The 22,647-nt window shown below is 71.9% G+C and carries 27 protein-coding genes, 1 tRNA gene and 1 pseudogene; 21 read left to right on the forward strand and 8 right to left on the reverse strand.

What is annotated here, in order from left to right; genetic code table 11:
* Positions 1 to 4 precede the first annotated feature (4 nt).
* Complete coding sequence (trxA, locus tag AB0C19_RS30670; RefSeq protein ID WP_007455291.1) at positions 5 to 367, reverse strand: thioredoxin; 363 nt, start codon at positions 365 to 367, stop codon at positions 5 to 7.
* A 548-nt stretch (positions 368 to 915) separates the two neighbouring features.
* Here trxA and AB0C19_RS30675 point away from each other — a divergent pair.
* The 11 genes from AB0C19_RS30675 (at position 916) to AB0C19_RS30725 (ending at position 9,342) form a co-directional block, all read left to right on the forward strand.
* Positions 916 to 1,431, forward strand: a complete 516-nt coding sequence (locus AB0C19_RS30675) for a MaoC family dehydratase (RefSeq protein WP_357190936.1) — start codon at positions 916 to 918, stop codon at positions 1,429 to 1,431.
* 94 nt (positions 1,432 to 1,525) lie between these two features.
* Positions 1,526 to 2,062: a hypothetical protein gene (locus AB0C19_RS30680; RefSeq protein ID WP_357190938.1), complete on the forward strand. Its 537-nt coding sequence runs from the start codon at positions 1,526 to 1,528 to the stop codon at positions 2,060 to 2,062.
* A 51-nt stretch (positions 2,063 to 2,113) separates the two neighbouring features.
* Positions 2,114 to 2,737: an RNA methyltransferase gene (locus AB0C19_RS30685; RefSeq protein ID WP_357191024.1), complete on the forward strand. Its 624-nt coding sequence runs from the start codon at positions 2,114 to 2,116 to the stop codon at positions 2,735 to 2,737.
* 79 nt (positions 2,738 to 2,816) lie between these two features.
* Positions 2,817 to 3,494 (forward strand): DUF6758 family protein, encoded by a 678-nt coding sequence (locus AB0C19_RS30690; RefSeq protein ID WP_341866340.1) that lies wholly within the window; start codon positions 2,817 to 2,819, stop codon positions 3,492 to 3,494.
* 116 nt (positions 3,495 to 3,610) lie between these two features.
* Positions 3,611 to 3,769, forward strand: a complete 159-nt coding sequence (locus AB0C19_RS30695) for a hypothetical protein (RefSeq protein WP_007455302.1) — start codon at positions 3,611 to 3,613, stop codon at positions 3,767 to 3,769.
* 6 nt (positions 3,770 to 3,775) lie between these two features.
* The gene (locus AB0C19_RS30700; RefSeq protein ID WP_088951386.1) at positions 3,776 to 4,651 is read left to right on the forward strand and encodes a PH domain-containing protein; all 876 of its coding nucleotides are present in this window, start codon (positions 3,776 to 3,778) and stop codon (positions 4,649 to 4,651) included.
* A 103-nt stretch (positions 4,652 to 4,754) separates the two neighbouring features.
* On the forward strand, positions 4,755 to 5,537 hold the full coding sequence (locus tag AB0C19_RS30705; protein WP_357190942.1) for a SigE family RNA polymerase sigma factor: 783 nt from the start codon (positions 4,755 to 4,757) through the stop codon (positions 5,535 to 5,537).
* Positions 5,534 to 6,796 (forward strand): hypothetical protein, encoded by a 1,263-nt coding sequence (locus AB0C19_RS30710; protein WP_357190944.1) that lies wholly within the window; start codon positions 5,534 to 5,536, stop codon positions 6,794 to 6,796. The genes AB0C19_RS30705 and AB0C19_RS30710 overlap by 4 nt, the downstream gene beginning before the upstream one ends.
* 53 nt (positions 6,797 to 6,849) lie before the next feature.
* Entirely contained in the window at positions 6,850 to 7,722 is an 873-nt protein-coding gene (locus tag AB0C19_RS30715) for a PHP domain-containing protein (RefSeq protein ID WP_357190946.1), read from the forward strand.
* Positions 7,723 to 7,763: 41 nt separating this feature from the next.
* Positions 7,764 to 8,378, forward strand: a complete 615-nt coding sequence (locus AB0C19_RS30720; RefSeq protein ID WP_091394729.1) for a MarC family protein — start codon at positions 7,764 to 7,766, stop codon at positions 8,376 to 8,378.
* Positions 8,379 to 8,421: 43 nt separating this feature from the next.
* Positions 8,422 to 9,342 carry a PD-(D/E)XK nuclease family protein gene (locus AB0C19_RS30725; protein ID WP_357190948.1) on the forward strand — a complete coding sequence of 307 codons (921 nt, stop codon included), beginning with the start codon at positions 8,422 to 8,424 and terminating at the stop codon, positions 9,340 to 9,342.
* 20 nt (positions 9,343 to 9,362) lie between these two features.
* On the opposite strand, the gene AB0C19_RS30730 is transcribed toward AB0C19_RS30725, so the two are convergent.
* Positions 9,363 to 10,226, reverse strand: a complete 864-nt coding sequence (locus AB0C19_RS30730; RefSeq protein ID WP_357190950.1) for an oxygenase MpaB family protein — start codon at positions 10,224 to 10,226, stop codon at positions 9,363 to 9,365.
* Between the two features lie 60 nt (positions 10,227 to 10,286).
* Entirely contained in the window at positions 10,287 to 10,715 is a 429-nt protein-coding gene (locus AB0C19_RS30735; protein WP_357190952.1) for a Fur family transcriptional regulator, read from the reverse strand.
* A 201-nt stretch (positions 10,716 to 10,916) separates the two neighbouring features.
* On the opposite strand from AB0C19_RS30735, the gene AB0C19_RS30740 reads away from it, so the two are divergent.
* The 3 genes from AB0C19_RS30740 (at position 10,917) to AB0C19_RS30750 (ending at position 12,352) form a co-directional block, all read left to right on the forward strand.
* Positions 10,917 to 11,399 carry a DUF2231 domain-containing protein gene (locus AB0C19_RS30740; protein WP_238683853.1) on the forward strand — a complete coding sequence of 161 codons (483 nt, stop codon included), beginning with the start codon at positions 10,917 to 10,919 and terminating at the stop codon, positions 11,397 to 11,399.
* A 187-nt stretch (positions 11,400 to 11,586) separates the two neighbouring features.
* Positions 11,587 to 11,808 (forward strand): hypothetical protein, encoded by a 222-nt coding sequence (locus AB0C19_RS30745; RefSeq protein ID WP_357190954.1) that lies wholly within the window; start codon positions 11,587 to 11,589, stop codon positions 11,806 to 11,808.
* A gap of 361 nt (positions 11,809 to 12,169) precedes the next feature.
* On the forward strand, positions 12,170 to 12,352 hold the full coding sequence (locus tag AB0C19_RS30750; protein ID WP_210781845.1) for a hypothetical protein: 183 nt from the start codon (positions 12,170 to 12,172) through the stop codon (positions 12,350 to 12,352).
* Between the two features lie 123 nt (positions 12,353 to 12,475).
* On the opposite strand, the gene AB0C19_RS30755 is transcribed toward AB0C19_RS30750, so the two are convergent.
* Positions 12,476 to 12,730, reverse strand: a complete 255-nt coding sequence (locus AB0C19_RS30755; RefSeq protein ID WP_357190956.1) for a hypothetical protein — start codon at positions 12,728 to 12,730, stop codon at positions 12,476 to 12,478.
* Positions 12,731 to 13,111: 381 nt separating this feature from the next.
* Here AB0C19_RS30755 and AB0C19_RS30760 point away from each other — a divergent pair, with 381 nt between their 5' ends.
* Entirely contained in the window at positions 13,112 to 13,312 is a 201-nt protein-coding gene (locus tag AB0C19_RS30760; protein WP_357191033.1) for a hypothetical protein, read from the forward strand.
* A 14-nt stretch (positions 13,313 to 13,326) separates the two neighbouring features.
* Here AB0C19_RS30760 and AB0C19_RS30765 read toward each other — a convergent pair.
* Together AB0C19_RS30765 and AB0C19_RS30770 are read right to left on the reverse strand one after the other, a co-directional pair.
* Positions 13,327 to 13,533, reverse strand: a pseudogene (locus AB0C19_RS30765) (FmdB family zinc ribbon protein); the annotation flags it as partial.
* Positions 13,530 to 14,207 (reverse strand): 5-formyltetrahydrofolate cyclo-ligase, encoded by a 678-nt coding sequence (locus AB0C19_RS30770; RefSeq protein ID WP_357190958.1) that lies wholly within the window; start codon positions 14,205 to 14,207, stop codon positions 13,530 to 13,532. The pseudogene AB0C19_RS30765 and the gene AB0C19_RS30770, both read right to left, overlap by 4 nt.
* 85 nt (positions 14,208 to 14,292) lie before the next feature.
* On the opposite strand from AB0C19_RS30770, the gene AB0C19_RS30775 reads away from it, so the two are divergent.
* From AB0C19_RS30775 to AB0C19_RS30800, 6 genes are all read left to right on the forward strand, one after another.
* On the forward strand, positions 14,293 to 16,647 hold the full coding sequence (locus AB0C19_RS30775; protein WP_357190960.1) for a diguanylate cyclase: 2,355 nt from the start codon (positions 14,293 to 14,295) through the stop codon (positions 16,645 to 16,647).
* 9 nt (positions 16,648 to 16,656) lie between these two features.
* On the forward strand, positions 16,657 to 17,619 hold the full coding sequence (locus tag AB0C19_RS30780; protein WP_357190962.1) for a UTP--glucose-1-phosphate uridylyltransferase: 963 nt from the start codon (positions 16,657 to 16,659) through the stop codon (positions 17,617 to 17,619).
* Complete coding sequence (gene glp, locus AB0C19_RS30785) at positions 17,616 to 18,929, forward strand: gephyrin-like molybdotransferase Glp (protein ID WP_091394702.1); 1,314 nt, start codon at positions 17,616 to 17,618, stop codon at positions 18,927 to 18,929. The genes AB0C19_RS30780 and glp overlap by 4 nt, the downstream gene beginning before the upstream one ends.
* A gap of 111 nt (positions 18,930 to 19,040) precedes the next feature.
* The gene (locus tag AB0C19_RS30790) at positions 19,041 to 19,691 is read left to right on the forward strand and encodes a GNAT family protein (protein ID WP_357190964.1); all 651 of its coding nucleotides are present in this window, start codon (positions 19,041 to 19,043) and stop codon (positions 19,689 to 19,691) included.
* A gap of 200 nt (positions 19,692 to 19,891) precedes the next feature.
* A complete protein-coding gene (locus AB0C19_RS30795; RefSeq protein WP_357190966.1) occupies positions 19,892 to 20,674 on the forward strand; it encodes a hypothetical protein in 783 nt (260 codons plus the stop codon).
* A gap of 426 nt (positions 20,675 to 21,100) precedes the next feature.
* Positions 21,101 to 21,174: transfer RNA gene (locus tag AB0C19_RS30800), tRNA-Ala, on the forward strand.
* Positions 21,175 to 21,245: 71 nt separating this feature from the next.
* On the opposite strand, the gene AB0C19_RS30805 is transcribed toward AB0C19_RS30800, so the two are convergent.
* Both AB0C19_RS30805 and AB0C19_RS30810 read right to left on the reverse strand, forming a co-directional pair.
* Entirely contained in the window at positions 21,246 to 21,794 is a 549-nt protein-coding gene (locus tag AB0C19_RS30805; protein WP_357190968.1) for a hypothetical protein, read from the reverse strand.
* A gap of 97 nt (positions 21,795 to 21,891) precedes the next feature.
* Positions 21,892 to 22,614, reverse strand: coding sequence for a hypothetical protein (locus AB0C19_RS30810; protein WP_357190970.1), 723 nt, complete (start codon positions 22,612 to 22,614; stop codon positions 21,892 to 21,894).
* Positions 22,615 to 22,647: the final 33 nt, after the last annotated feature.

Raw genomic sequence — 22,647 nt, forward strand, 5'->3', positions numbered from 1 at the left:
CGACTCAGTGGTTGTGCTCGGCCAGCTGCTTGCGGACGTCGTCCATGTCCAGCGCCTCGACCTGCTCGATCAGGTTCTCCAGCGCGGACTCGGGAAGGGCGCCCGGCTGGGCGAAGACGATGACGCCGTCTCGGATCGCCATGATCGTCGGGATCGAGCGAATGTCGAACTTGGCGCCCAGCTCCTGCTGAGCCTCCGTGTCGACCTTGCCGAAGACGATGTTCTGGTGCTTCTCCGAGGAGCGCTCGTAGACCGGGGCGAACCGCTTGCACGGACCACACCAGTCGGCCCAGAAGTCGACCAGGACGATGCCGTCGTTGCCGGTCACCTCGTCGAAGTTCGTCGAGGTCAGCTCAACGGTTGCCATTGCACTCTCCGATCACCGCGGTTTATCTACGTCCCGTAGAACCAGGGCTGACCGTATCGAATTCCCGTGCGGTGGGGCACGAAACGTGCCCGGGGCTGCCGGGGGGTGCCGCAGGTCATCGACGCGCATCTGTTCACACCCGACCTGCGGAACGCAAGTGCATGACGCACTTGCGTGACCTGCGGTAATGGGAGCGTTTCCAGGGAGATCCACGCGATTGAGCACTACGAATCGGTAACTTGGGCCTTGACAAGGAGGTATCCGGCCTGCGGAGATCGCTGATCAACCTCCGCTTCGTCACGCAGAGTAGTGTTACAAAAAGATAAATGTGACCGCGATCTCTGTTGAACCTACGCAGGCGTAGGGCAGAATTCCTCACATCAGAGCGTGGGCGGCGGGTGCCGGGGAGGGCCCCGCCGCTCATTGCGTCTCCCCCCAGGCGAGTGACCGGTGTGACATTTCCGCCGCCGTCGCGCCCCGCCGGTCGCCTTAACCATCGGTAAGGCATGCTGTGCCGAACTCCATCGCCGCCCGTCGAAGGGACCAGCATGCAGTTCGGTCGCTACTACGAGGAGTTCGAGGTCGGCGCGGTCTACCGGCACTGGCCGGGCAAGACCGTCACCGAGTACGACGACCACCTCTTCTGCCTGCTCACCATGAACCACCACCCGCTGCACACGGACGCGCACTACGCCGCGACAGCGAGTCAGTTCAAGCGCAACGTCGTGGTCGGCAACTACATCTACTCGCTGCTGCTGGGCATGTCGGTGCCCGATGTGAGTGGCAAGGCGATCGCCAACCTGGAGGTCGAGTCGCTGCGGCACGTCGCGCCGACCTTCCACGGCGACACCATCTATGGCGAGACCACGGTGCTCGACAAGCGCGAGTCCGGCTCGAAACCCGACCGGGGCGTGGTGTCGGTGGAGACCCGCGGTTACAACCAGGACGGCACCATGGTCTGCGTCTTCCGGCGCAAGGTCATGGTCCCCAAGCGGGAGTACGCGGCCGCTGCGGTGCCCGACGGGGTGGATCCGGAGCGGCCCAGCTTCCCCGAGCCGCGCTGACAGCCGCGCGGCAGGCTCGATCGTCGACGAACACCGGGCTCCTTCCCCTGCGCGGGTCTGCTGGGGAAGGGGCCCTGTTCCCGTCGCGGGGCATATGCTGACGCCGGAGGTTCCGATGAGCCACTCCGTAGCGGGAGAGCCGTCCTCTGCCGGCCGCCGAGCCGCACCCTTGACCACCGCTGTCTACTCCGCCGCCGAGTGGGACCTGCTCACCAGCCTGCCCGGTCGGGTTCTCGTGGCCGCCGCGGCACCCGGTCCTGGCCGGACGGAGCGTGGAGTCATGGCCGGCCTGGCCGGTCTGGATGCCGTGGCCGCGGGTCGAGCCTCCGACAGCGATCTGGTCCGCGCGGTGGTAGCCACGATCTACGCCCGTCACGATGGCACCCCACAACCCGTTGAGCGGCTCACCGACCTGGTGGACCTGCTGGCCGCCTGTCGTGCGGCGAGCCGGGTCCTCCGGCGGCGGGCCGACCCTGCCGACTCGGCCGCGTACCGCCAGTGGGTGCAGTCGGTCGCGGCCCGGGTGTGTCGCGCGGTGCCCGGCACCGGCGCGCGCCGGGTGGACCCACCGGCCAGCCCGGTGGACCGGCGCTTCCTGGACCGGCTCGGTGCCGCCCTCGACCTGGCCTGACCGGCAGGTCGTCGCGGCCGGTGCCGACGCGGTCCGTACCCTCTGATGACCGTGACCGACGACCAGCTTGAGGTGGGCGTGGGCCCCTGGCCGGGGGACCCACCCGACGACCCTCGTTACGACAGGCAACTGCTCGCGGAGGGGGACCGGCGCAACGTCGTAGACCGCTACCGCTACTGGCGGCACGAGGCGATCGTCGCCGACCTGGACCGGCACCGGCACGGCTTCCACGTCGCTATCGAGAACTGGCAGCACGACTTCAACATCGGCACTGTGGTGCGCAACGCCAACGCGTTCAACGCCGCCGAGGTGCACATCGTCGGACGGCGACGGTGGAACCGGCGCGGCGCGATGGTGACCGATCGGTACCAGCACGTACGGCACCACGAGACGATCGAGGAGTTCGTCGCCTGGGCGGCCGAGCGGCAGCTGCCGGTGTTCGGCATCGACAACCTGCCCGGGTCGCGTCCGCTGGAGACCGGCACCCTGCCGCGGTACTGCGTGCTGCTGTTCGGCCAGGAGGGGCCCGGTCTCTCCGCGCCGGCCCGTGCGGCCTGCGACCAGCTCTACTCCATCGCCCAGTACGGCTCGACGAGGTCGATCAACGCGGGCGTGGCCAGCGGAATCGCCATGCATGCCTGGATCCGCGCGCACGCCGGTACGCCGCCGGACTGACCCACGTACGGTGCCGAATCGGACGTTCCGGCTTGACGTGCGGGCGGTCCGGGGTGACGGTGGGGATGTGAGTGTCGCGGTGAGTTGTCCGAGATGCGGGGGCCCGGTACGGGCGCCGGATCTGATGAACACCGACTCGAGGTGTGTGCGCTGCGGCCCGGTGCCGCCGTTGCACGTGCCCGAGCACATCGGAGCGGACATCGTGGCGAGCGTGGTGGAACGGATCACCGCGACCGGCGACCCGCCGGTGACGCCGTTGTGGTGCCCGTGGCCGCTGCCACCCGGGTGGACACTCACCGGCGTGGCGTACGCCGGGGACGACCGGACGGGCGTGCGGGCGACAGTGGTGGCCTGCGCGGGCCCGGCGCCACTCGGTGGTGGTCCGGCCGATCTGGTCTTCGTGGCCGAGGAACCCGGCGTCGGCCTGGGCACCCGGCTCGCCGGTCTGACCGGCCCGGATCCCGGACCGGAGTTGGTGGACGCGTTGACCGACCCGGGGTCGGGTCACCCTGACCACGTCGGACAGGCGAAGATCAAGGTCGGCGGGCACCCCACTCCACTGTGGTTGGTGAATTCACCAACGGATCGAAGCGCGTACGCCGGCGAAGCTCGGGGAATGTGGCTCCATGCGATAGCCTGGCCGGCGAGTGCGGGTCACCTGCTCGCGGAAGACGTCGTGCTACACGACCTGACCGAGTGGACTCCGCCCGAGCTCGTGTACGGCGCACCGTCCCCGTATCTACCCGGTAGAGCTTGACAACTCTTCCGGATTGACGGAGAACGGACGCAGATATTCACTGTACGACACCACACTGATACTCTGGGTGCCGCTGCGGTAATGGGACCCGGCGCCGCGCGAGAGGATGGCCCGCCATGGTCAAGAAGGTCCTCACCTGGGCCGGAATCGCATTCTTGATCTTCTTCGTCGCCTACCGGCCAAACTCTGCGGCGGATGTGTTCAAGTCGCTCGGCGGCGGGATCATGGATATCGCCCAGGGGTTTGGCGACTTCTTCACCAGCCTCGTCGCCTAGCCGCCGATGGGCAGCCCCTCCGGTCCACCCTTCGACCCGGACGACCCCGACCGGGAACGCCGCGAGCGCGACACCGAGCCGATCCCGCGGATCGGGCCTGATGACGGCCCGGGCTACGGGGCTGGTCCCGGTCTGTCCGACGGTCCGTCCCTTTCGGACGACGTCGGCTATGGCGACGGGCCCGGCTATGCCGGTCAGGGTCGTTCCGGTCGGGGGTGGATCCGTGATCCGGAGGCGAGCTACCAGCCGCCGCAGATCTCCGAGGACGAGCTGGCCGGGTTGCGTGCCGACGCGACCGGCTCGACCCCTCGGCGGGTGCTGCCACTGGAAGACGAGCCCAGTTCGCTGGTGGCTCGCTACCTCTTCCCCACCGAGCGCTACCGGGGTGAGTGGAAGCGACACTGGATCCACCTCACCAATCCGCTGTTGATCGGCGTCGCGGCGACCTTCGTGCTCGGCTACCTCTCCGGCTTCCTCGCCGGGCAGGACGTCGGCGCGTTGACCACCATCGCCGTGCTGCTGTGGTTCGCGGTGATGGGCTGGGTGGCGTGGAAGGTCGCCGACTGGTGGTATGACCGGTTCATCCTGACCAACAAGCGGGTCATGGTGGTCAACGGCATCGTCACCCGCAAGGTGGCGATGATGCCGCTGGTCCGGGTCACCGACATGAAGTACGAGCAGACCCCGACCGGTCGAGCGCTCAACTACGGCACCTTCGTGCTGGAGTCTGCCGGCCAGGAGCAGGCGCTTCGCGAGATCAAGAACCTGCCCAATCCGAACGAGCTCTACCTGCGCGTCGTCGAGGAGATGTACGAGCCTCAGGCCGTCGAGGCGCGGCTCGGCAAGGAGGCCGACGAGGCCAAGGCCGACGACGGGGCGTGAAGGTTTTCGACCGAACATCGGAGCAAGTGCGCACCTTTCGTCATGGACCAGAGCGCCCCTGACGTGGCACTCTGCCAAGACGGCAGGGGTGTGGAGGTGGGCGGTGGCGAGCAAGGACTCGTTGGAGGAGCAGTTCCGCGAGTTCGTCGCGGCCCGCTCCGCCGCGCTCCTACGCACCGCTTATCTGCTCACCGGCGACTGGGCCACGGCCGAGGATCTGCTCCAGACGGCGCTGACAAAGACCTACCTCGCGTGGAAGCGGCTCGGCGGAATCGAGGCGGTCGAGCCGTACGCCCGGCGTGTGATGGTCAACACGTCGACCAGTTGGTGGCGGCGACGCTGGCACGGCGAACGCCCGACCGAGGTGCTGCCCGAGCGGGCCGGTGTCGACGAAATCGAGCAGCAACTTGACCGTGACCTGCTCTGGCGGCATCTCCGGGAGTTGCCCAACAGGCAGCGGGCTGTGCTGGTGCTGCGCTACTACGAGGACATGTCGGAGGCGCAGACCGCCGCGATGCTGGACATTTCACCGGGCACCGTGAAGAGCCAGTCGTCCCGGGCGCTCGCCACGCTGCGTCGGCGACTGGGCGCGGACGCACCGGAACTGGCAGCCGCCGCCGGCATCGCCGGCAGGTCTGCCGCTGCCGCCGGTCCAGGGGCCGCGACCGGTGCCCCCGGCCACACGACGGGCTCGGGTTCCCGGACCGGGCGAGTCCCGGCCGCCGGTGCCGCTGCCTCACCCCGTCCCGGACGGGTGCCTGGCCGACCTGTGCCCCGCCCGACCGCTCCGCGCCCCGCCGTGCCGCGTGGGATCACCCCGCAGGTCGTCCTGCCCACCGCCCCGGCGGCCGTGCCCGTCGGCACGGGCTCCGGGGACCAGCAGTGAGTCAGTTTCAGGGCCGGCACGACAACCTGACGGACGGCCCGCAGCGTTCATACCAGGTGCGGCCTGACGAGATGGAAGGTGCGGTGCGGGAGACACTCTCGCACCAGGTCGCCCTTGCCCGCCCACTGAGCGTCGATCCGGCCGGCCAGGCGATCCGTCGCGCGAACCGGATCCGACGTCGACGCACCGCCGCCGGCCTCGCCCTCGCGGCGGTCACCACTGTGCTGCTCAGCGCCGGCATGGCCCAGCTCGGTGCCGAGACCAGGCGGGACGGCTCACCCATCGTCGTGATCGGCGACCCGGACCCGACCAACCGACCGCTCCCGACGGCCAGCATTCCCGGCCCCGCCCCCTCGCCCACGACGTCGACCTCTCTCGTCGTCAGCGAGACGCTGGTCAGCGCCGACGGGCGGCGGCTGGTGCTACCCGACGTCGGGCCGGCCGAACGCGTCCAGCCGCTGCCCAGCGGCGGCGGTTGGCTGGTGGTCGGCGCGCCGAGCACCGCAGGACGTTCCCTGTGGGTGGTGCAGGACGACGGCCTGGTGCAGGTGCTGCTGGCCGGTGCCGGCGCGATCGTCCTGGCCCCGGACAGCCACCAGGTCGCCTGGCGCGACGGAGACGATCTCCTGATGGCGGGCGTGGTCGGCACCCAACTCATCGGGTCGGTGCGCACCCCGGTGCCGGCGGCGGCGGAGCCCGTCAGGTTCGTCGGTGACAGCGTGCTGGTCCGACTCGACAGGGCCAGCGCTGGTCACACTCTCTGGCGGCCCGGTGCGGGGCCGTTGCCCGACACCCTCGACCGGGAGAGCCTCAACGTCTACGGGCGACTGCCCGATGGGCGGCTCGTCGGCCAGGTCACCACTACCGATCCGGACCGGACCTGCCTCGCCATCCTCACCCCGACACGTCGCCTGGACCCGGTACGCACCGGCTGCGGTCGAGACCTGAGCCGGGACGGCGTCGGCGGGGTTTCGCCGGACGGGCGGTGGCTGCTGGTCAACGAGGGGAGCGGCACTGCCGGTCGGTCGGTGCTTGTCGACCTTCAGCGGCTCGGGCCGGTCACGACAGCCGCTGTGGCCGGGCCGCCGATGACCGGGGCGATCGTGTGGAGCGACGAGACCCAGGCCTCCTACCTCGACGGCACCGGCGAGCTGGTCCGGGTCGACGTCGGCCAGGTGCGGGCGGGAAAGCCCGCCAGCCCCGCTGCGGTGCCCGGCGTGCCAGCCGGAGAGCGGCCGATCCTGGTGAAGGACTTCTGACCCCGGGTGACCCATGTGAGCCGGGCTCACCGTTTCCTCGGTAACGTCGGGCGGTGACCTCGCGTACCGGCCCCGCCCCCCGGATCGACCTGCACGCCCACTCGACGGCCAGCGACGGCACGCTGACCCCGGCCGAGCTGGTCGGCGCGGCCTCCGACGCCGGGCTGGACGTACTGGCGATCACCGACCACGACACCACGGCCGGCTGGGCGCCGGCGGTGGGCGCGCTGCCGCCAGGTCTGCGCCTGATCCGGGGTGCGGAGTTGTCGTGTCGCTGGTCCGGTGCGCAGCCGGCGGTGCCGCTGCACCTGCTCGCGTACCTGTTCGATCCGGACCACCCGGAGCTGGTGGCCGAGCTGGCGCGGGTCCGAGCCGCCCGGGAAGAGCGCGGCGAACGGATGGTCGGCCTCCTGCGGGCCGACGGCATCGACGTGAACTGGCCGGACATCCTGGCCGGTGCGGGTGGCGGCACAGTGGGACGCCCGCACATCGCGCAGGCACTCATCGGCGCCGGCCTGGTCGGCAGCGTCCGGGAGGCGTTCGGCCCGGACTGGCTGGGCGAGCGGTACCGGCTGCCGAAGGAGGACATCGACGTGTTCCGGGCCGTTCGACTGGTCCGGGCGGCCGGAGGCGTGCCGGTCTTCGCCCACCCGCGAGCCACCCGACGCGGCCGGGTGGTGCCCGACGAGCTGATCGCCGAGCTGGCCGCCGCCGGGCTCGCCGGGCTCGAAGCCGACCATGAGGACCACAGCCCGGACGAGCGGGAGCACGTACGGGCGCTCGCTGCCGAGCTGGGTCTGCTCGTCACCGGCTCCTCAGATTTTCACGGCACCCACAAGACCGTTCAGCTCGGAGCGTTCAGCACCAGCGCCGAGGCGTACGAGCGGATCGTCGCCGAAGGGGTGACCGAGGTCGCTTCGGGCTGATCCGGGTATTTCGCCCATCGCGGCGCGGCTAGGTTGATCACGTGGATCTGAAGCTGTTCGGCGAGGTTTTCGTGACCCTGCTGGTGATCACCGACCCGCCGGGCATGATGCCGATCTTCCTGGCGCTGACCGGCCCGCTGCCCGCCCGCGACCGTAACCGAGCAGCCTGGCAGGCCGTCGCACTGGCGCTAGGCGTCATCGTGATCTTCGCGGTGGCGGGGCAGACTCTGCTCGACTACCTGCACGTGGACCTGCCGGCGTTGCAGGCGGCCGGTGGGCTGCTGCTCGTGCTCGTCGCTTTGGAGTTGCTGACCGGTAAGGCCGACGACCCGAGCCAGCAGGTCACCTCCAACATCGCGCTGGTGCCGCTGGGCACGCCGTTGCTGGCCGGCCCGGGCGCCATCGTGGCCACCATGCTCTTCGTCCAGCAGGCTGACGGGCTGGGAGAGTTCAGCGCCATCGCCGTGGCGATCCTTGCCGTGATGGTCGCCGTCTGGATCGTCCTGCGCTTCTCCGGCGGCATCGTGAAGATCCTCCGGCCGGGCGGGATCGAGGTGCTGACCCGGATCGCCGGCCTGCTGCTGGCCGCGATCGCCGTGCAGCTCATCGCCGACGCGGTGGCCGCGTTCGTCACGCAGTACGTGAACATGGCGTGACGGCACGCGCCCGATGTCGCAGGGGGATGGCAGGATCTCAGGAGTGCGACGATCCTCATCAGCGGGGCGGCCCGCCGCCGGCGGCCGGGCCCCGCGGCAGCGCGCTGGCGACGCCGAGCAGCTCGGCTTCGAGGGCATGCCGGAGCGGCTGTTCGTCTGCACCCCGAGCAAGCTCGGCGCGTACGCGGACTGCCCGCGTCGCTACCGCTACTCCTACGTCGACCGGCCCACCCCGCCCAAGGGCCCGCCGTGGGCGCACAACTCGCTCGGCGCCAGCGTGCACACCGCCCTGAAGAACTGGTATGCGCTGCCCGCCGACCGACGGCGTCCCGAGGCGCTGGCCACGCTACTCAAGGGCACCTGGGTCCGCGAGGGCTACCGCGACGATGAGCAGGAGCGGGCCGCCTACCGGCGGGCGTTGGGATGGCTTGAGGCGTACGTCGAGACGCTGGAGCCGGATTCCGACCCGCTCGGCGTGGAGCGGGTGGTGGCGGTCAAGACAGCCGTGCTGGCGTTCAACGGTCGTACCGACCGGATCGACTCGCGGTCCGGCCCGGAGGGGCCGGAGCTGGTCATCGTCGACTACAAGACCGGCCGCACCGGGCTGGACACTGACGACGCCCGGGGCTCGCAGGCGCTGGCGCTCTACGCGTACGCCGCCGAGCGGGTGTTCCGTCGGCCGTGCCGCCGGGTGGAGCTGCACCACCTGCCGACCGGCACGGTCGCCGGCCACGACCACACAGTCGAGTCGCTGGCCCGACAACTGACCCGCGCGGAAGAGACAGCCCGCGACATCATGGCCGCCGAGCGCGCGGTCTCCGACGGCGCCGACGCGGACGAGGCTTTCCCGGTGGCGCCCGGCCCGCGCTGTGGCTGGTGCGACTTTCGGCGGCACTGCCCGACGGGTGCCCAAGTCCCGGGCAAAGAGCCGTGGGCGGCCATGGACCGGCCCGCCGACGGCTGATCGCCAGTGCAGAGGGTCGGTCAGCCGGCCAGCGGGGCGGCGGCGTGCCGCGCTGCCCGCTCCTTGGCTGCCTGTATCAACGGCCCCTCCAGGTAGCGGCGGGGGACGGCGGCGAGCGCGAGCCGCAGCGCGCGCACGGTCAGGTCCGCCGACAGCGCTGTGGTCGGTAGACCGAGACCTCCGTACATCCGGTGTGCCCACGTCGGCAGCAGCGCGAACGCGGTGCTGGCGATCCCCAGGTACGCCCAGCGTGGCGGACCCAGAGTGAGCCCCAACCGGACCGGCAGGCTGAGCTTCCACGGCAGCGGCGGGGCGGTCAGGAACACCGCCGTCTCGGCGGCCTCCCGGGTCATCCGCAACTGTGGCCGTATGGTCTCGTAGTAGTCCGCGACCTCGGCGGCGGTCCCCGGGACGGTGGCCGGGTCCAGGCCGACAAGGGCGGCCGCGCGGCGCTGCTCGGTGTAGTAGCCGTCCACCTCGTCGTCGCTCAGCGGCAGCCCGGCGCGTCGGGCAGTGCTCAGGAACGACTCGACCTCGGTCACGTGCACCCAGCGCAGCAGGTCCGGTTCGTCGATCCGGAACTGCTCACCGGTGAACGTGTCGGTGGCCCGCAGCCGGTCGTGCAGTCGGCGCAGCCGGGCCCCGGCGGCCTGCGCCTCGGCGGTGGTCCCGTAGACGGTGGTTGCCACATAGGTCGCGGTGCGGACCAGTCGGCCCCAGGCATCGGTGCGGTAGTTGCTGTTCTGCGCGACCCCGGCCATGGCCCGGGGGTGCAACGCCTGGAGGTAGAGCGAGCGCAGGCCGGCGACGATCAGGATCGGCTCCTCGTGCACCTTCCACGTGACCGAACCCGGACCGAAGAGGCCGAGGTCATCGGAGTCCACCGTTCAAGAGTGCCACGGTCGGGCCGACCTCGCCGGTCACGTGCTGCCGGTGCCGGCTGATCAGACGTCGGCGGAGCGGCGGGCCCGGCAGCCCGGGCAGAGGCCCCAGAAGGTCACTTCGGCCTCGTCCACCTCGAACCCGTGCGCGCTGTTCGGCTCAAGACACGGTGCGCTGCCCACCGCGCAGTCGATGTCGGCGATCTCGCCGCAGCCCCGGCAGACCACGTGGTGGTGGTTGTCGCCCACCCGCGCCTCATAGCGGGCGGGACTGCCCGCCGGCTCGATCCGGCGTGACAGCCCGGCCCGGGACAGCGCGCCCAGCACGTCGTAGACGGCCTGGGTGGAGACCGAGTCGAGGCGTCCGCGCACCCGCCGGGTGATCTCGTCGACCTCCAGGTGGCCGCCGTCGGCCAGCACGTCGAGCACCGCGAGGCGGGGGCGCGTGACGCGCAGGCCCCTCGACCGCAGCAGCTCCTCGGCACCGGACATTGGCCAATGACAACACGCCCGACCCGCATCGACAACCGTCGCCCGCTCCGGGTGGCCACCGACACAGCCAGGCAAGATCGGGAGCACGGCCCACAGGATGAACCCGATCGACGCGCCGCGCGTGTGACCGGTCGAGAGCCTGCGGACGATCGGCGGACCATAGGCTGACCACCCCTGACCATGATCCACCTGGAGGGTTCGATGTTCGAGGAGATCCTGGGTCTACCGGTGCACGTCCTGGTAATCCACGCTGTCGTCGTGTTCGTGCCGCTGCTGGCGGTGCTGGCCATCGCGTACGTGGGGCTACCGCGGTGGCGGCACCGGCTGGACTGGGCCCTGGGCCTCCTCGCCGTGGCCGCGCCGGTGACCGCCTACGTCGCGGTCAAGTCGGGTGAGGCACTCACCGACGCGCTGGTGGCCCGGGGCTTCCAGGGGCCGATCCTCGACCAGATCTTCGAGCACTCCCGCTACGGCGACATCCTGTTACGCGTCGTGGTGCCGCTCGGGATCGTGGCCATCCTGCTGCTCGTGGCGACAAGCGGGCACCCCCGGGTGCCGCAGTTGCCCGCGCTGGTCACCCCGGTGCTGGCGGTAGCGGCCGTGGGGCTCTCCATTGCCGCCCTGGTCTACGTCTACCTGACCGGCCATTCCGGTGCCGAGACGGTTTGGGGCACCACCCTCTGAGCTGCTGCCCGAAGTGGGCTTCAGAAGATCACTCGCGAGCAGAGCAGACAGAGCAGTACCAGCAGCACCACGCCGGCAGCGGCGCCGAAGCCGTAGGTGACCCGCTGCGAGCGCTGCTCGGCCGCGTCCATGTCGGCCATGTCCTGCGGTGGCAGCTCTCGCGGCGGCGCCGGCTGCAGGTGTACGGGTGGACGCCAACCCGCCGGCGGCGGCACGCTCGGCGGCGGGCCGGAGTACCCGCTGGCAGTACGCCCCGTCGGCGCTGGCCCGGTCGGCCCAACCGGCGGCGGGCCGGCGTTCCCGCTGGGAGTGCTTCCTGTCGGCGCTGGCCCGGTTGGCCCGGCCGGCGGCGGGCCGGCGTTTCCGCTGGGAGGACGCCCCGTCGACGCCGGGCCGGCCTGCTCGTTAGGCGGTGGGTTGGTGGGCCCGGCTGGTGGTGGGTTGCTGGGCCCGCTTGTCGGTGGGTTGGTGGGCCAGGTCGGCGGTGTGGTCGCGGGCGCGGCGGGAGGTTGATCCGTCACCGCGTCGTCACCGGTGTCGGGCCGTCGCCAGTAGTCGTCCGGGGTGCTGCCACCGCTGGGGGTCGTCACGCCGTCCGACGCTACCAACGCCACCGGCGGCCCGGTCGCTTCTGGCCGGCGTGCCCACGGTCGGCGGTGCGGCTGGCTCTGGCCGGCGTGCCCACGGTCGGCGGTGCGGCTGGCTCTGGCCGGCGTGCCCAGAGCCGATGGCCCGTTCCACCGCCGTCGGCTGCGCTAGTCTTGCCGCTCGTGAGCACCGAGGACCCTGGCACGCACGGCGCACGTGGAGACGATGACCGCGCCGTCGACCTGAGCGAAGACTTCGTGGTGCTGCCCGAGCAGACCACTGACGACACCGACCGTGGTTGGGGCGAGCGGTCGGGCGGCAACGACGACTGGCTGCTCGCCGAACGCCCCCCGCACTGGGACTGAACCCCCGGAGGCGCGGCCAGACCCACCTCGACCTCGGCCGGTCGGCCGACCGTGCTGATGAACGGGCAGGACGGCTTCGTAACGGAACCTGTCCCATCGTGGTCGTGCCCTCCGGCGGGCGGGTCAGCCCTCTCCGATTCCGGCCCCTGCTGACGGCGGTGGAGTCTGTGGTGGCGGGGTTCGGCCTGCCACCGAGGGCGCGTCGGCGGGGGCATCGGAGGGCACGGCGGCCGGCGGGCATCCGGTTGGGGTGTGCAGGACCGCGGCGGCCAGGCCGAGCAGCGCGGCGACCAGCCCGGCCCGGAGCAGGGTGCCCCCGCCGGGCAGAGTGAGCTGGCGCAGCGGCCGCAACGCCCGCGCGGAATACGGATCGACCATCGCCTCTGTTGCCTCCCGTCCCCGAGCGCCGCAGTGGCACCCGTGTACGGGAGGTTAGGCAGTTTCCGCCGCCTCGGCCGACCCACGGCCGACGCCTGTGGACAACCGCCCGGCCTGTGGAAAACCGCGCATCCGTCAGCGCGATTTGCTATGGCAGCCGCTTTGATCGACTCGGGATCAAGGAAACCGGGCGGTCAGAGCGGCGGGGACAGGCCGACTTCCTGGAACCCGAGTGGATCAAAACCGCGGGCCGGCCGGGTCTGGTGGGAGGTCGGGCCGTCGGCACCGCGGGGATGGGCCGACCTCCGGAATTGATCGAGGCCCGACCCGTGGCGGGGTCGGGCCTTCGGCGATCAGGACGAGGAGCTGGACGCCGCCGCCTTGCCGCCGCCCGATCCACCCGAGGACGACCCGGAAGGCGAGCCCGAGGAGGACGAACCGGACGAGGACGACCCGGACGAGGACGAGGACCCCGAAGAGGACGACGAGCTGTCACCGGAGGACGACTCGGACTTCGCCGGCTTGGTGGCAGTGCCGCCGGCTGTCGTCTCGGAACCGGACGCCCGGGAGTCGGTGCGGTAGAAGCCCGAACCCTTGAAGACGATGCCGACCGAGTTGAAGACCTTGCGCAGCCGCCCCTGACACGCCGGGCACTCGGTCAGCGGCTCGTCAGAGAAGGACTGCACCGCCTCGAGCTGCTGACCGCACGTGGTGCAGGCGTACTGGTACGTGGGCACGTTCTCCTCCGGATCTGGGCTCAGCCAGTTGGCACTCGACGTATTCGAGTGCCAATGGTGCGTCATTCGCCCCGGGTTCGTCCAGCAGACGTGTGGGGCGCGACACCGTGCGCCGCACCCGGGCCGTCGTCAAGCGTACGCATCCCGTCGGCGGGAGTGACGACCGCGCGCACCCGACGGTCGTGGGGCTCCGCCGGCAGCGCCTCGACCAGCTCACCGTCGTGGAGCGGTACCACCGTCAGGGCCGCTTCGGGTACCCGGGCGAGTGCGCGGTCGTACGAGCCGCCGCCGCGCCCGAGCCGCCGACCGTGACTGTCGACAGCGAGAGCCGGTACGACGACGAGTTGCGCGTGCGCCACGGCGGTCACACCGAGGCGGGCACCGGCTGGTTCTCGGATACCCCGTCCCGCCGCGATCAAGGCATCCGGCCCGGTGTACGCCGCCCAGTCCAGATCCAGGTCGGTGAGGAGCACCGGCAGCAGCAACTCGGCGTCCGCCGGCAGCGCCGCCCGCAGCACCTCGGGTAGGTCCGCGCCGCCCGGTTCGGAGCCGACCGGCACGTACGCCGTCATCCGGTGGGGGCGCAGCCGGCGTACCAGCGAGACCAGCTCGGCCTGCACGCGCCCGGCGGCGGCTGCCCGGGTCTCGGCGGGCAGCGACCGGCGGCGAGCGAGCAGCTCGACGCGGGTGTCCCGCTTCGCCATCCGGGTCACTTCCGCTTCATCAGAAAATTCCGGCACGCAACACTCCTGACGCAACGCCTCTCCCACGGTTGCACTGTGTCAGCATCGCAAGCAACGGAGGCGGAACTTCCGGGGGGACCGAGTGACGCTACGCGGGCGGTTGACTGCAGCCTTCCTCGCGGTGGTGCTCGGGCCCGTTCTGCTCGGCGCGCTCTTCGTCGCCTCCACCGTTGCCGCTGTCGACCGCAGCCGCTCCACCGAGCGCCTGGCGGTGGCGGCGTCCACCGTTCGCACCTCGGTCGACGCGCTCTGCCAGCAGCTACGCGCCACCGCCGACGCGGTGGCGCTCACCGCCGATCCGGCGGTCGCCGCCGCGCAACTCGTCGGCAGGGGTCTGGCCGCAGCGGTGCTGATCACCGACGTGGCCGGCCAGGTCACCTACATATCGCCCGGTGCCCCGTCGACCCCGTGGCAGGACTGCGCCGGCTCGGCCGAGGGCACGAACGGAGGCTCGCACCAAGACGCGGGCGGCCCGGTCCGTGCGCTGGCCGCTCAGGTCGACCTGCACGATCGCGCCGGCACCCGGCTGGGCACCGTGACCGCCGCGCAACTGGTCGACCCGGCCTTCGTGGCCCGACTGGCGGCGGTGACCGGTGTGGCGGTCACACTGCTCGACAGCGGGGCGAGCGCCGCGCGGGTCACCCACACGACCGAGTCCCGTGACGTCCGCGACGCGGTGCTGGCCGCCGCCGTCGGCGTACGGGGCGAGCAGGTCACCGAGACCAACGAGGGCCGGTACGTGCGCAGGCTCGGGCCCTCCGACGCGCAGCCGCTGCCACTGGTGCTCTCCGTGCCCAGTGAACGGCCACCGGGGCTGCACGCCACGCTGGTCGGGGTGGTCGTGCTGGCCGGGCTGCTCGCGGTGCTGACCGCCTGGCGGCTGGCCCGGGTGACCACCCGGCCGCTGGCGGAGCTGGCCGGTGCTGTCGACCGGGTGGCCCAGGGCGACCTGACCGCCCGGGTGCCGGTACGCAGCCGCGACGAGTTGGGACGGTTGGCCGCCGCGTTCAACCGGATGACCCGGGAGACCGGCTCCTACGTCGCGGCCTTGACCAGCAACCGGGATCAGCTGCGCGGGCACCTCGCGGTGCTCGGCGACACCCTGGCCAGCACGCACGACCTGCAACGCATCCTGCGGGTGATCCTGCGCAGTGCCATCGGGGCCACCGGTGCGCGCGCCGGTGCCGTGCTGCTGGTGGAGACCGGCGGGGTGCTGGTCGCGCAGTGCACCGAGGGGTTTGACGGGCGCTGGCCCGCCGAGGAGGCGGACGGGTCGCAGACGCTCCGGGTGCCGGTCGGCGTCGGCGTGGTCGGAGAGGTCGCCGCCACCGGGGAACCGCAGCGGGGCAGGGCGGAGCCGACCGAGGCGCCAACTGGTGAGCCACGCTGTCGCACCTACGTCGCGGTGCCGTTCGCCGCGCCGCCCGGCGGTGCCACTGCCACCCTCGGCGGACCCTCGGGGCCGGTCGACGAGGCGAACGCGGCGGCCGCGCTCGGCGTGCTGGCGCTCTACGACCGGCTGGGCGCCGACGAGTTCGACGACGACGACCTGGCCACCCTGCGCACCTTCGCCGGCCACGCCGCAGTGGCGGTGGACAACGTCCGGGTGCACGAGGAGGCGCAGCGGCTCTCCCTCACCGACCCGCTCACCGGGCTGTGGAACTACCGCTACCTGCGCGAATCGATCCGGCGGGAGGTGGAACGGGCCAGCCGCTTCGGGCGGATGCTCAGCGTCCTCGCGCTGGACCTGGACCGGTTCAAGGACGTCAACGACACCTACGGCCACGCCGCGGGGGACACCGTCCTGGCCGAGTTCGCCCGGCGGGTGCGCGGGGAGATCCGTGAGGTCGACCTGGCCTTCCGCCAGGGCGGTGAGGAGTTCGTGCTGCTGCTGCCGGAGACCGACGCGCGGGGCGCGGCGATCGTGGCCGAGCGGCTCGGCGCGGCGGTACGCGACACGCCCATCGCCGTCGAGGCGTACGCCGGGCCGGTCCTGGTGACCGTGTCGGTGGGCATCGCCGTCTTCCCGGACCACGGCAGCACCGGGCGAGAGGTGCTGGAAGCCGCCGACGACGCGCTCTACGCGGCCAAGGCGGCGGGCCGCGACACGTACCGGGTCGCCGAGGTGCGCTCGGATCTGCCGACCCGGGAGATCCCGGTGCTCGCTTCTGCGGTGAGCCCACCCGACGGGCTGCCGCGCGCCGGCCAGCCGGTGCAGGCCAGCCGTGAGCCGGGCGGGCCCGCCCGGTCCGACCCGACTGTGGGCGTACCGGAATCATCGCTGGCGGGCCCGGCGCACGCCCGACCGGATTCGGCCGACGACACGCCGGACAGCGCGACGGGCGCGGCGCGGGCCGGCCCGGACGCGGCGCGGCCGGGGCCGGGTGGCGGCGCGTCTTCTGGGCCACACCCGCCGCGGCAGAGCCGTGGCCGATAGTCTCGCGGCATGTCGGAGCACTCAGCGAACCCCTCATCGACGGTCGCCGCAAACGGCCGTCCCCTGGCGGTCAAGGCCGTCATCCCGGCCGCCGGACTGGCCACCCGGTTCCTGCCGGCCACCAAGGCGGTGCCCAAGGAGCTGCTGCCGGTGGTGGATCGGCCGGTGTTGCAGTACATCGTCGAGGAGGCCACGCAGGCTGGCATCGGTGACGTGTTGCTGATCACCGGTCGGGGTAAGACGTCGATGGTGGACCACTTCGACCGTCGCCCGGACCTGGAGACCAGGTTGGAGGAGAAGGGCGACTCCGAGCGGTTGGCCGCCGTACGTCGGCCCAGCGAGCTGGCCGAGATCTACACGGTGCGGCAGCCCGAGCAGCTCGGGCTCGGCCACGCCATCGGGTACGCCGAGTCGCACGTCGGCGACCAGCCCTTCGCTGTGCTGCTCGGCGACGAGTTCGTCAAGCCGTCGGAGCCGCTGCTGCCGGCGATGCTGGAGCTGCAGGCCCGCACCGGCGGTGTGGTGCTCGCCTTCTTCGAGGTCGACCCGGCCGAGACCAAGCGGTACGGGATCGCCTCCGTGGAGCCGGCCGAGTCGGAGCTGACCGACATCGGCGAGGTCGTCAAGGTGACCGGGATGGTGGAGAAGCCGCAGCCCGAGGACGCCCCGAGTAACCTCGCGGTGCTCGGCCGCTACGTGTTGCCGGGCAAGATCTTCGACGCGATCCGCCGGACCAAGCCGGGCAGCGGCGGCGAGATCCAGCTGACCGACGCGATGGAGCTGCTGCGTACCGAGGGCATCCCGGTGCACGCGATCGTCTACCGGGGCACCCGCTACGACACCGGCATGCCGCTGGGGTACCTCCAGACGGTGGTGCAGATCGCCGCCGAGCGCGAGGACCTGGGCGCCGAGTTCCGGTCCTGGCTGGCCGACTTCGTCAAGGCCGACGCGGCAGGCGGATCTGGTACATGACCGCGACGGCCGACGCCGAGGCGGCCGCGAACGAGTTGACGCCGCTCGCCGACTACCTGGGCAGCGTGCTGCGCAGGTTGCGCGCGCTGCCACCACTCGACCTCGACCTCACCCAGGCGCACGGCAACGTTCTCGCCGAGGACGTCGTCGCGCCGCACGCCTTTCCGGCCTTCGACCAGGCGGCCGTGGACGGCTACGCCGCGCGCTGGGAGGACATTTCCGGAGGGGGTCGGGGGCCGAGCTACGTCCCGGCCCCCTCCGGCACGCCCGGCGGCCGCACCATCCGGCTCAACGTTGTCGGCGATCTCGGCGCCGCGAGCTGGCGGCCGGTCCGGCTCACCCCCGGCTCGTGCTTCTCGGTGGCCGCCGGGGCCCCGCTGCCGGTCGCCGCCGACGTCGTGGTCCCGGTGGAGTGGACCGACCAGGGCATGGCCGCGGTGGAGATCTTCCGCACCCCCAAACGGGGGTACGGGGTACGCCGAGCGGGTGAGGAGCTGCCCGCCGGCACCCTGCTCGCTCGGGCCGGCACCTACGTGTCCCCGGCCCTGGTCGCCGTCTTCGCGGCGACCGGCATCGGGCACGTGGTGGTCCGGCCCAGTCCACGGGTGGTCATCGTGGCCACCGGTGACGAACTCGTCGACGTGGGTCGGGGCAGTCAACCCGGTCAGGTGGTGGACGCTAACTCGCACGCGCTGACCGCCGCTGCGGCCGAGGTGGGCGCGCTGGCGTACCGGGTGGGGATCTGCGACGACGACCCGGAGGGGCTGCGCGGGTTGCTGGAGGACCAGACGCTGCGCGCCGACCTGATCATCACCACCGGCGGCACCGGCACCGGCCCCGGAGACATGGTGCGTCGGATCCTCTCCCGCCGTGAGGGCGGTCGCGCCGGGCCGGTCACCTTCACTGACGTGGCGCTCTACCCCGGCACCGCGCTCGGGTTCGGCACTGTCGGCGCCGAGGAGGTGCCGGTGGTCTGCCTGCCCGGCGACCCGGGTGCCGCGCTGATCGGCTTCGAGGTACTGGCCCGCCCCGCCATCCAACTGCTCGCCGGCGCCGAGCCGGTGTTCCGACCCAGTGTGCGGGCGCACCTGCTGGAGACCGTGTCGTCGCCGACTGGGTTGCGCGAGTTCCGGCCGGCGCACGTCGCCGAGCGCCGCGGCGGCGGGTACACGGTCCAGCCGCTCAGCGGCGGTCCGTTCACCCTCTCCGGGTTGGCCGAGGCCAACGGGCTGCTGGTGCTCGGCGAGCGGGTCACCACGGCCGCAGCCGGATCCACTGTGGACGTGCTGCTGCTGGACCGCCGCCGGTGACGCGTCCCGGCCGGTCCGCTCGCGGCCCGTGTCGGGTGATCGCCGGATCCGTGCGGTGAACCCGGTGGGTCCACTTGCGCGCGACACGGTCCCGCGCGGGAGACTGTGCTGGTGAGTCTCTTCGGACCCGCGCGGGCACCGGGCTGGCCGGTGGAGTTGACCGACGGCCCAGTGCTGCTGCGGCCCTACCGGCGCTCCGACGCGGCGGCGTGGTCGGAGGTGCGGCGGGCCAACCGGGCCTGGCTGGCGCCCTGGGAGTCGTCACTGCCGGGCGGTTGGGACGAGATGAACTCGCCGGCCGCGTTCCGCTGGGTGCACCGTGACCAGCGGCGCTCGGCCCGCGAGGGTGAGGGCATGCCGTTCGCGGTCTGCCTGCGTGAGGCCGACCGGGACCGGCTGGTCGGGCACATCAACGTGGGCAGCATCGTGCGGCGGGCACTCTGCTCCGGCTACGTCGGCTACTGGGTGGACGCGCGGGTCGCCGGCCAGGGCGTGATCCCGACGGCGCTGGCGCTCGCCGTGGACCACGCGTTCGGCCCGGGCGGGCTGCACCGGGTGGAGGTGAACATCCGTCCGGAGAACCGGCCGTCCCGCCGGGTGGTGGAAAAGTTGGGCTTCCGCGAGGAGGCGTACCACGTGCGCTACATGCACATCGACGGCGCCTGGCGGGACCACATCGGGTACGCGGTGACGAGTGAGGAGATCGCCGCCGAGGGTGGCCTGCTGGCCCGTTGGCACCGGGTTCGCGCCACCGCGCGGTAGAAGGATTTCCCGACATCCGCCCACTCGTCCCACGGACGGGATCGGCGCGGCGCAGTGGCATCCCGGTCGGTGCGCCGTAACCTCAAGTAACTGCAAGCTGCGGCAAGCGCTCCCCGGCCGGACGATCCACGCGCCCAGGCGTGATCGATGGAAGATCCTGCGGTCGGATGGCGGTTGCTTCGAATTCGGTGACGGGAGGGGTGAGGGTGCCGACCTCGGTGCTCCTCGCCGTCCTCGCCGCCGCCGGCCTGCTCGCCCTGGCCCCGGCGTTGGTTCGTCGGTACGACGCCACCGAGCGGCTGGTGGCGGAGCGGGCGCAGTCGACGGCGCGGGTGCTCCAGCGCCGCCGACGTCGCCGCACTGTGCCGGGACGGCGACCCGTGCATCCTCCGCGCTCACTGGTCGTCACCCTCAGTAAAGACGCGACTACCGGCGCGTTGAGCGCTCCGGTCTCCGCGCCGCCGGCCGTCCGCCGCTCCGGTCGACTGCGCGCTGTGCCCGCCGCACCGAAGCGGTCCCGTCGCCGTCCGCCGCCGCGCCGACAGCACACCCCCGCTGTGTACCGGCGTCGCCGGGTGCTCGCCGCCCTCCTGCTCCTCAACGTCGTCGAGTTGATCGGCGTGCTGTTCGTCAGCCCCGGCTTCTGGGTCGGCTTCGGAGTCACCTTCCTGCTCCTGGCCCTGTACGTCGTGCACCTGCGGGGTCAGGCTCTCGCCGGGCGTCGCCGCCGCCGCGCCCGAGCCCGGGAGGCCGCCTGGTTGGCCGCCCGGCAGGCCGAGGTGCGCCGGGAGCAGGCCCGGCGGGCCGCGGCCCGCCGGGAGGCGCAGCGCCGCCTCGCCGCCCAGCGCGAAGGGGTACGCCGAGCCGCCATGGGCCTGGACCGGCCGGGAGACCTGCCGGCGGCGGTCAACGGTGGATCAGTCTCGTACCGGCGCTCGGGCGGCCTGCGCGGCCGTCCCTACGAGGCCGGCCGAGGCGCCTGACCCTGGCCGTGGCTCGGCCGTGCCCTGGTCGTGGCTCGTCCGTGCCCTGGTCGTGGCTCGGCCGTGCCCTGGTCGTGGCTCGTCCGTGCCCTGGTCGTGGCTCGTCCGTGCCCCGGTCGTGGCTCGGCCGTGCCCTGGTCGTGGCTCGGCCGTGCCCTGGTCGTGGCTCGTCCGTGCCCTGGTCGTGGCTCGTCCGTGCCCCGGTCGTGGCTCGTCCGCGGCGGCCGGCTTGTTCGACTCGGGTTCCTGAAGGTCGCGGTGTCGCGGCGTCCGGGATGCCCCGATTTCCGGGAACCCGAGTCGATCTTCGGGTCGGCCGGAGCGCCGGGCCGGGGGCGGATTCGCGGTGGAGGCCGACGACCTGTTAGCCTTGCTGCCGGCCCGCCCGGTGTAAGCCGGGTGGGACCGAAGCCGGTTCGCCGGCGGGGGGCTGTGGCGCAGACTGGTAGCGCACCTCGTTCGCATCGAGGGGGTCAGGGGTTCAAATCCCCTCAGCTCCACCCCAGGTCAAAGGCCGTTTCCGCGAGTCGGAGACGGCCTTTTTGATCTTTTGGGTGCCAAGCCGCGCCCATCACGTACGCCCCATCGACACGACGCGTGGCCACCGGCCCAGATTCGTGAACTGGCGAAGGTAGCGCTCGCATCGCTGGGTGAACTCGCCCGGCTCGGGTGGCAGTCGAGTCGCCGTGACCATGTGGCGCGGGTGGGTGTGGCCCGGCCGCAGCAGCTGGATCTGGTCGTCGATGAACTGGCCGCCAGTGCGGTCGGCGACGGCAAGTGCCATGGCCAGCGCTACCACGACACTCACGCACGTGCGGTAGGGGCTGAAGACGCAATCCGGGTCGCCGCCGGTCTCCGGCTCATGGTCGATGACCAGGAGCCAGGCACCGTCCTCGAAGCCCGAGACGTCGATCTCAAAGTGGATCGAGCCTGGCATTCCGTTGGGCTGACGTTCAAGGCGGTCGCCGATGGTGGTGGACCGCAGTTCCGCCGCGTCGAGGCGGCGGCCGGACGCGACGCGGCGTCCCTGCTCGTAACGTCGGTCGGTGAACACGCTCAGCTCGGGTGTCGTGTCCAGGCCGAGAAGTTCGGCCAGGGTGGCCCGCGCGGCGATCATCATCTCGGCGAGCGAGATGGGCCGGGCCAGCGTTGCCTCAAGATCGACTGACATCCGAGCCTCCGGTCTCGTCGCGTGGTCCCGTGGTCAGTGCCACAGGCTAGGAGAAGCGTTCGGTCGTCGCGGGTATCAAGCCGTGCTGGCGCAGGACGCTCGTCAGCTCGCACAGGGTCGAGCCGAGCACAACGGTGGCGTCGGTCCTCAGTAGCGCGGTCACGTCGAGACACCAGGCGAGGGTGTGGCCGACGCGGCGCAGATCCCAGGTGATCTGGTCGCCGTTCTGGTCGAGACGACCCGTCGCGGCGGACGCGCCCGTGCCGCCCGCCGGTGTCCGCCAGGCCGTCCGGAGGCTCGCCACCTGCCCGGCGCCGAGATCCTTGGCGAAGAGGACCCGGTACACCCGTCGATCGTGGAAGCCGGTCGGGGGCTGTGCGGGGCCGAGCCGCAGCGGCGGGGCGGTGGCGATCGGTTGACGGTCGAGGAAGTGCGTACGAAGCACCGAATCGTCAGGCAGTTGCCCGCCGCCGAGCGCGCGGTAGACCTCTTCGGCATCCCGACGGGAGGTGGGAAGCACGCGCGCCAGCACCTCGGGGTCGGTGCGTATGGCGCGGCTCAGCGCGGCGGAACTCCACCAGCCGGCGTCCGGCGTCCAGCCCGCGCTGTCCAGCCCCGTGGTGGTGAAGTCGCGGTGGCGGGTGAACTCCTCAACGACGATGCCTTCCACAGTGGTCGCCCGGTCGCGGTGGCCGACCAGGTAGTAGTCCAGGGGCGGTCCCGCGTCGGGCAGGAGCACGGGCGCAGCGCGCATCGGGTCGGCGGTCATCGGCACAACCGTAGCGAAGGAGGACGGTTAGCA

This window comes from Micromonospora sp. NPDC048842, assembly GCF_040649935.1.
In the GTDB taxonomy this organism is placed as follows: domain Bacteria; phylum Actinomycetota; class Actinomycetes; order Mycobacteriales; family Micromonosporaceae; genus Micromonospora; species Micromonospora hortensis.